The organism is Streptomyces sp. NPDC049915, assembly GCF_040656475.1.
Classification (GTDB): Bacteria; Actinomycetota; Actinomycetes; order Streptomycetales; family Streptomycetaceae; genus Streptomyces.
Genome location: NZ_JBFAMH010000067.1, coordinates 1 through 3,571 on the forward strand (window position 1 = coordinate 1; position 3,571 = coordinate 3,571).

The window sequence follows — 3,571 nt, forward strand, 5'->3', positions numbered from 1 at the left end:
TCAGCCGGGCATTACGGTGGGACACGAAGACCTCCGTGCGGTGCAGTCCTAGACAGCTCCACCACACCGGAGGTCTTCGCCATGATCAAGCCCCGGCCCTGTCAACAACGCTCGTGATCAATACAAGTGTCCGGTGCAGCGGCAACAGATCACTGGCAGGCACAGCGGCGCCAGTAGACAGCACATCGAAGTCGCTGGCCCGGAAGGTTTCGAAGCAACCTCACCCCGCACCCGGCGGCAGGCAGGGCGGCGATCGCGGACGAGGCCGCCGCCAAGGGCGCGAAGGCGGTCTGTTGCAGGGTGCAGCTCGGGGTGACGACGAGGCCGCGTACGCGCGCGTGAGGGACGCGGGCCTGGAGATGGTCATGGACCGTTGCCCGGCGATGGAAATTCCCCGTCTGCGCTGGCGAATCTCCTTCTACTCACAATCCGCTGCTGAATATTGACATTCGCATACGCGCCTGACCTGTGACAAGGCCGTGACTGAACGTGTGCTCAAGACACCTACTATCCCGGGTCAAGATTTGGCTAACAGTCTTTGCTCGCTCGGAAATCGTCTCTAGCGTGTGGCCTTCTTGCTCGCTCCTGCGTATACGAAATCTGAGAGGCCACTTGACATGACGAATGTCGACCAGGCTGCACCGGTAGCCACAAGCGACACCGGTAGTGGTCTGCGCCGCGACGTCGGACTCATCGGTCTGATGTGGGCCTCGGTTGGCTCCATCATCGGCTCCGGCTGGCTGTTCGGCGCCGAGAAGGCCGTTGTGGCTGCGGGCCCCGCCGCGATCATCTCGTGGGTGATTGGCGCGGTGGCCATCGTGCTGCTCGCCCTGGTGCACGCCGAACTCGGCGGCATGTTCCCCGTGGCGGGCGGCACCGCGCGCTACCCGCACTACGCCTTCGGCGGCCTGGCCGGTATGTCCTTCGGCTGGTTCTCCTGGCTGCAGGCCGCGACGGTGGCTCCGATCGAGGTCGAGGCCATGATCGGCTATGCCAAGCACTGGCACTTCGCCGACGGGCTGCAGAACGCCAACGGCACGCTGACGGCCAGCGGCATCGTCGTCGCGGTGCTCCTGATGGCCGTGTTCGTCGCGGTCAACTTCCTCGGTGTCCGCGTCCTGGCACACACCAACAGCGCCGCCACCTGGTGGAAGATCGCGGTCCCGCTCGCGGCAATCTTCATCATCGCGATCGGCAACTTCCACCCGGCCAACTTCGCCTCCGAGGGCTTCGCGCCGTTCGGCGCCAAGGGCGTCCTCACCGCGATCAGCTCCAGCGGCATCATCTTCGCCCTGCTCGGCTTCGAGCAGGCGATCCAGTTGGCCGGCGAGAGCCGCAACCCGAAGCGTGACCTGCCGCGCGCGACCCTCGGTTCGGTCGCGATCGGCGCCGTGATCTACGTTCTGCTCCAGGTCGTGTTCATCGCCGCCCTGCCGCACGCCTCCTTCGCCAAGGGCTGGGCGAACCTGGCCTACGCTGGCATCAGCGGCCCCTGGGCGGGTCTCGCCTCGGTGGTCGGCCTCGGCTGGCTGGCCTGGGTGCTGTACGCCGACGCGATCATCTCCCCCGGCGGCACCGGCCTGATCTACACCACCGCCACCTCCCGCATCTCCTACGGCCTCGCCAAGAACGGCTACGCGCCGAAGGTGTTCGCCAAGACGGACAAGCGCGGTGTGCCGTGGTTCGGTCTCGCGGTCTCGTTCGTGACCGGTGTGATCTGCTTCCTGCCGTTCCCGAGCTGGCAGACGCTGGTCAGCTTCATCACCTCGGCGAGCGTGCTGATGTACGCGGGCGCCCCGCTGGCCTACGGCGTCTTCAAGGACCGTCTGCCGAACCACGAGCGTCCGTACAAGCTGCCGGCCGGCCAGATCATCGCGCCGCTGTCCTTCGTGGTCGCCAACCTGATCATCTTCTGGTCCGGCTGGGACACGCTGTGGCGCCTGGGTTTTGCCATCCTCATCGGCTATGTGCTGCTCGGCTCGTACGCCTGGTACGCCGTCCGCAAGAACCTGCCCAACGCGCCGCGGCTGGACTTCAAGGCCGCGCAGTGGCTGCTGCCCTACCTGGCGGGCATCGGCGTGATCTCCTACCTGAGCACCTTCGGCGGCAACGGTGAGCTGCCGCTGTGGTGGGACATGCTGGTCGTCACGGTGTTCTCGCTCGGCATCTACTACTGGGCCAAGGCGACCGCGTCCGAGCCCGAGGCGATCGAGCGCAGCATCGAGGAGGTCGTGGTCACCGACGCCCCGGCCCACTGAGCCACTCCCGCACCAGGTGTCCCGTCAGCCGAGCCGTGGCTGACGGGACACCGTCATAATGTGGTCAAGAACCTCGCCAACACCCTGACCGAGACCACCGTCGCGCTGTTGCGGCGCCCAGCCCACCGCGTTCGCCCCCGTGGCCGTACGCACCGCTCTGCGTGAGTGGGCCGTCAACACGAACCGACGCCTGCAGCGCCCCGAGACATCGTGGAAACGCAACCGCCGGATCCTCAACGTCGCCATTAAGTACGCGATCCGGCGGCGCATCCTGCCGACCAACCCCCTGCCCAAGGGCGTCGACAAGCGGTCCCTGCTGAATCCCGAGCAGGCGGCGGCCATCCTCGACTGGATACGGCGCCGGCCCCGGGGCGGCAAGAGGCTCCACGCCTTCTTCGCCACCCTGTACTACTGCGGCCCCCGACCCGAGGAAGCCGTGGCCATGCGCGTCGAGGACGTCACGCTGCCCGAGCCCGACGCGAGGACCAGTGGTGCGAGCTGCTGATCCACACGGCGACCCCCGAGGTCGGGAAACAGTGGACCGACACGGGGGAGATCCACGAGCAACGCGACCTGAAAGGCCGGGCGGAGGGCGAGACGCGCACCGTGCCGGGGCATCCGGCCCTGACGCATCCTGCGGCAGCACATCCGGGACGAACAGCTCCACCCGGGTGATCTGCTCTTCCAGGGTGAGTCCGGCGGCATCTTCGCCGGATCCGTCATCCCTCGGGCGTGGCGGAGCGCCCGCAAGGCCGTACTGCCCCCGCACGTCTACGAGTCGCCCACCGCGCGCCGGGTGTACGACAACCGCAACACGCAGCTCACGAAGTGGCTCAACGACGGCATCCCGCCCGCCCAGGTCGCTGAGTGGGCCGGGAACAGCGTGGCTGTGCTCCTCGCCACGTACGCCCGATGCGTCGACGGGCAGCTGCCGGACCGATCTCCCTGAGGTACCCGGCGCCTGCTGATCCCGGCCCAGAACTTCGACACGTATTCGACAGAGCCACCCGCGAAAACCCGGTGACAGCCGTACAGCCCCGGATCCCGCCCTTGATCATCGAGGGAGCGTCCGGGGCTTCGTCACGCCACCCGGCACCTGCTCTGACCAGCAAAAAGCCCTCCCAGGCGGGAGGGCTGAGACGTGCGCCCCCGGCAGGACTCGAACCTGCGGCCCAAGCGCTTAGACCGTGTCCTACATGGTCAGTTTGAGGAGCCGTTGGGCCTTGACCCCGAGTCCTGGACACGGGTTATGCGGCTGAGGTCAGCGTAGTTGGTGTTGTTCGGGACGCTGCTTCGTAGGCGATCGGGCTGCG

At 67.1% G+C, this 3,571-nt stretch carries 3 protein-coding genes and 1 pseudogene; all 4 read left to right on the forward strand.

Features of this window, described 5'->3' with window-relative positions; translation table 11 throughout:
- Positions 1-237: 237 nt before the first annotated feature.
- A pseudogene (locus tag AB0J12_RS39400) lies at positions 238-446 on the forward strand (CoA-binding protein); the annotation flags it as partial.
- A 171-nt stretch (positions 447-617) separates the two neighbouring features.
- Positions 618-2,258, forward strand: coding sequence for an APC family permease (locus AB0J12_RS39405; RefSeq protein WP_363269624.1), 1,641 nt, complete (start codon positions 618-620; stop codon positions 2,256-2,258).
- Positions 2,259-2,397: 139 nt separating this feature from the next.
- Complete coding sequence (locus AB0J12_RS39410; RefSeq protein WP_363269625.1) at positions 2,398-2,763, forward strand: hypothetical protein; 366 nt, start codon at positions 2,398-2,400, stop codon at positions 2,761-2,763.
- A 291-nt stretch (positions 2,764-3,054) separates the two neighbouring features.
- The gene (locus AB0J12_RS39415) at positions 3,055-3,207 is read left to right on the forward strand and encodes a hypothetical protein (protein WP_363269626.1); all 153 of its coding nucleotides are present in this window, start codon (positions 3,055-3,057) and stop codon (positions 3,205-3,207) included.
- Positions 3,208-3,571: the final 364 nt, after the last annotated feature.